At 74.0% G+C, this 3,807-nt stretch carries 3 protein-coding genes; 2 read left to right on the top strand and 1 reads right to left on the bottom strand.

Annotation, left to right across the window (positions count from 1 at the left end):
* Positions 1–600 (top strand): alkaline phosphatase family protein (locus M0P34_RS14215; protein ID WP_291500284.1); only part of this gene is annotated, 600 nt, incomplete at its 5' end.
* A gap of 72 nt (positions 601–672) precedes the next feature.
* Positions 673–2,892, top strand: a complete 2,220-nt coding sequence (locus tag M0P34_RS14210; RefSeq protein WP_291500282.1) for an ATP-dependent helicase — start codon at positions 673–675, stop codon at positions 2,890–2,892.
* A 284-nt stretch (positions 2,893–3,176) separates the two neighbouring features.
* On the opposite strand, the gene M0P34_RS14205 is transcribed toward M0P34_RS14210, so the two are convergent.
* A partial coding sequence (locus M0P34_RS14205) for a DUF1566 domain-containing protein (protein ID WP_291500280.1) occupies positions 3,177–3,807 on the bottom strand: 631 nt, incomplete at its 5' end.

Here is a 3,807-nt window from a genome sequence, read left to right as displayed (position 1 = left end):
GACTTCCTGAACCGCTTCGAGTCCCTGCCCCGGCCCCGGCGGCTGCTGGTCCTGGCGGACCACGGCTTCACGCGCCTGGAAACGGAGGTGGACCTGAACTCCTGGCTGGCGGACCAGGGCCTGGCGCGCCTCACGGGCGCCCACGACCATGAGAACGACGCCACGGCCCTGGCCTCGGACTCCCGGGCCCTGGCCCTGGACCCGGGCCGCATCTTTCTGCACACCCGCGAAGGCTTCGCCGCCGGATGCGTGACCCCGGCCCAAGCCCCGGCCCTGGCCGCGCGCATCCGCGACGGTCTGCTGGCCCTGACCCATCGGGGCCGCCCGGTGATCCGCGCGGTGCACGAGGGCCCGGTCCTCTACCCCGGGCCCCGGGTTCCCGGCGCGCCGGACCTGCTGGCCGAACCGCACCCCGGCTTCAGCCTGACGGCCAAGTTCGACGGCCGCCCCGTGTTCGGTCAATACGGACGCACCGGCGTCCACACGGCCGACGACGCCTTCTTCCACGACAGCGACCCCGGCCCGGGCCCCGGGCCCGCGCGCCCGCGCGACGTGGGCAAACTGGTCCTGGACTTTTTCGGCGCCGCCCAGCAGACTTGAGCCCCCGCGGCCCACGGCGGCCCCAACCCCAACCCCGCCGGGCGCGCACGCCCCGCGCACCCGCAGCCCGCAATGATCGACTTCGCACGCGACCTGAACCCGGCCCAGTACGAGGCCGCCACCCACGGCGACGGCCCGGTGCTGGTCGTCGCCGGGGCCGGCTCCGGCAAGACCCGGACCATCGTCTACCGCCTGGCCCACCTCGTCTCGCGAGGCACCCCGCCGCAGGCCATCCTGTTGCTGACCTTCACCCGCAAGGCGGCCCAGGAGATGCAGCAGCGCGCGGCGCGCCTGGTGGGCGCCACAGGACTGGCCGGACTCACGGGCGGCACCTTCCACGGCTTCGCCTACGCCACCCTGCGCCGCCACCCCGCGGCCCTGGGCCTGAGCCAGGCCCCGACCATCCTCGACCAGGCCGACGCCGAAAACGCCCTGCGCGACCTGCGCGACGAGCTGGGCCTGGGCAAGGGCGACCGATCCTTTCCGAAGAAAAACACCATCCTCGGGCTGATCTCCAAGGCGCGCAACAAGGAACGCGAACTGGCCGAGGTCATGCGGGACGAAGCCTTCCACCTGCTGCGCTACGAGGACGAAATCGGCCAGATCGCCCGGGCCTACACGGGATTCAAGCGCAAGCACGGGCTGGTGGACTACGACGACCTGCTCTTCCACCTGGAAACCCTGCTGCGCGACCACGAACCCGCGCGCGAGGCCGCCCGGCGCCGCTTCAGGCACGTCATGGTCGACGAATACCAGGACACCAACCTCGTCCAGGCCCGGCTGGTGCGCCTGCTGGCGGGCGAGGCGGGCAACGTCATGGCCGTGGGCGACGACGCCCAGTCCATCTATGCCTTCCGGGGCGCAGATGTCCGCAACATACTGTCTTTCCAGCAAATGTTCCCAGGGGCGCGGCTCATCCGCCTGGAGCGCAACTACCGCTCCACCCAGCCCATCCTGGACCTGACCAACGCCCTGCTGGAACAGGCCGAACAGGGCATCCGCAAGCGGTTGTACACCGAGCGCGAGGACGGCCCCAAGCCCCGGCTGGTGCGCACCCTGTCCGACCGCTCCCAGGCCCAGGCCGTTGTGGCGCGGATCATGGAGCTTTCGGGGCGCCATCCCCTGGCGGAGATCGCCGTGCTCTTCCGCGCCGGGTACCACGCCTTTCCCGTGGAGGTGGCCCTGAACCGCCTGGGCATCAAGTACCGCAAATACGGCGGCATCCGCTTCTCCGAAGCCGCGCACATCCGCGACGCCCTGGCCTTCCTGCGCCTGGCCCAGAACCCGGCCGACCTGCCCGCCTTCAAGCGCGTGCTGGAGCGCGTACGCGGCGTGGGCCCCAAGTCGTGCGCGAAGCTCTACGACGCCCTGCTGCGCGGCGACGCCAAGGCCGTGGCCAAGGCCTGCGCCAGGAACAAGGAGCTGGAGGAGACCCTGCACTTCCTGGACGGACTGCGCGCGGCCCCCGGCGCCCCGGCGGCCCTGCTGGCCCGCGTGCTGGACTTCGCCCGGCCCGGCATGGAAAAGGAATACGCCGACGACTGGCCCCGGCGCCAGGCCGGGCTGGAGCAGCTTGGGCGCATCGCCTCGGGCTATGCGGACCTGGACGCCTTCCTGGCCGACCTGTGCCTGGAAAGCCCCGACGAGGGCGGCGACGAGGACGACGGCCAGGCCCTGACCCTGTCTACGGTGCATTCGGCCAAGGGCCTGGAATGGTCGGCGGTCTGCATCATCGACCTGGTGCAGGACCGCTTCCCCTCCCGCCACGCCCTGACCCGCGCCGAAGACCTGGAGGAGGAGCGCCGCCTGCTCTATGTGGCCTGCACCCGGGCCCGCGAGGAGCTGGCCCTGTTCGTGCCCGCGACCATCTACAACCAGCAGAGCGGCAGCAGCGAACCGGCCCTGGACAGCCCCTTCATCGCCGCCCTGCCCCCCGGGGTCACCGAGGCCTGGCGCGAGTCTTACACCGGCGGACTGGCCCGCACCGACGGCGGGGACGTGGCCTACCTGCCCGCCCCGCCCCGGGAGCCGGGCCCGGCAGGCAGCGCGGGCGCGTCCGGCACCCTCCCCCCCGAAGACGGCGGCGACCAGCGCCCGGCGTCCGGCCCGGAGCTCCGGCCCCCCGCCCCGACGGGCGGCCCGACCCTGACGCCCACCCGCCTGGGCTACTGCCGCCACAAGATCTTCGGGCGCGGCAAGGTGGTGGCCGCCGTGTCCGAAGGCAAGGTCCGGGTCAATTTCCCGGGCTTCGGGCTCAAGGTTATCCTGTCCGACTTCCTGGAATTCGAGTAGCGAAGCGGCGAAGCGGCCAAGCGGCCAAGCGGCCAAGCGGCCAAGCGGTGTGGCGGCGAAGCGCCCGGTCCGGCCCCCGGCCGGGCCTGCCGCTCATGGCGGCGCGGGCGCGGCGGGGCCGCTCGGGCCGCCGGGAGTGCCGTTTCCGAAGCCCGCTGCGCCCGGGACCAGGCGGCCGGTGCCGCGCCTCAGGGGCACAACCCGCGCTCCCCGAACAAGAAGCCTTCGGCCTTGCCCCCTGCGCGGTGCCGCAGGGCAGCCGGGCCGCGCGGACGCGCCCCCGGCTAGCCGCGCACGGCGCGGACGAACAGACGGCAGGAGAAGTCGTGGTGGCCGATGTGGCCCAGCTCGGCGTCGGCGGTCCAGGCGCTCTGGAAGGTCCGCCGGTCCGCGGACCACAGCCGCCCCCGGGCCGGGTCGAAGGCGGGTTCCAGGCAGTGGTCGCGCCCCCGGGCCACGGGGCGCAGCAGGGTCGCCAGCTCCGGCACCGTGGGCAGGCGCCAGTCGCCGTGCCCGCCCAGGCGCCGCGCGTTCAGGGCCGCCACATGTTCCAGGGCCTGCGCGTATTCCACGGCGTAGGGCGTCCCTTCCCGCTCCCAGGCCAGCCCCGAGACGGCTTCGGCCACCGTGCCGTCGCCCAGGTCGCGGAAATTCCGGGCCGGATGGGCCAGGGGCCGCCACAGGGCGTCCAGGCCGAAGGCCCCGGGGCCGATGCGCGGCCCGGTCCTGACGGGCTCGCGGCGCAAGGGGGCCGGGGCGGGCGCCTCCTGGGCCGGGGCTGCGGTTTCCGGCGCCAGGGCGCAGGCCCGGGCCGTGCGCGCGGTCCATTGGGCCGCCAGGGCCCCGAGGGCGGCGGCCATCTCCCGGGCCGAGGCGAATCGCCGGGCCGGGTCCGGCGCGCAGGCCCGGGCCAGG

Source organism: Desulfocurvus sp., assembly GCF_023230885.1.
Taxonomy (GTDB): Bacteria; Desulfobacterota; Desulfovibrionia; order Desulfovibrionales; family Desulfovibrionaceae; genus Desulfocurvus.
The sequence above is the reverse complement of the archived record's forward strand: the minus strand, read 5'-3'. Positions and strand labels throughout refer to the sequence as shown.

Bases quoted from the DNA above. Each gene is read 5' to 3' on its own strand.
- M0P34_RS14210 (WP_291500282.1), top strand. From the start codon at position 673: ATGATCGACTTCGCACGCGACCTGAACCCGGCCCAGTACGAGGCCGCC.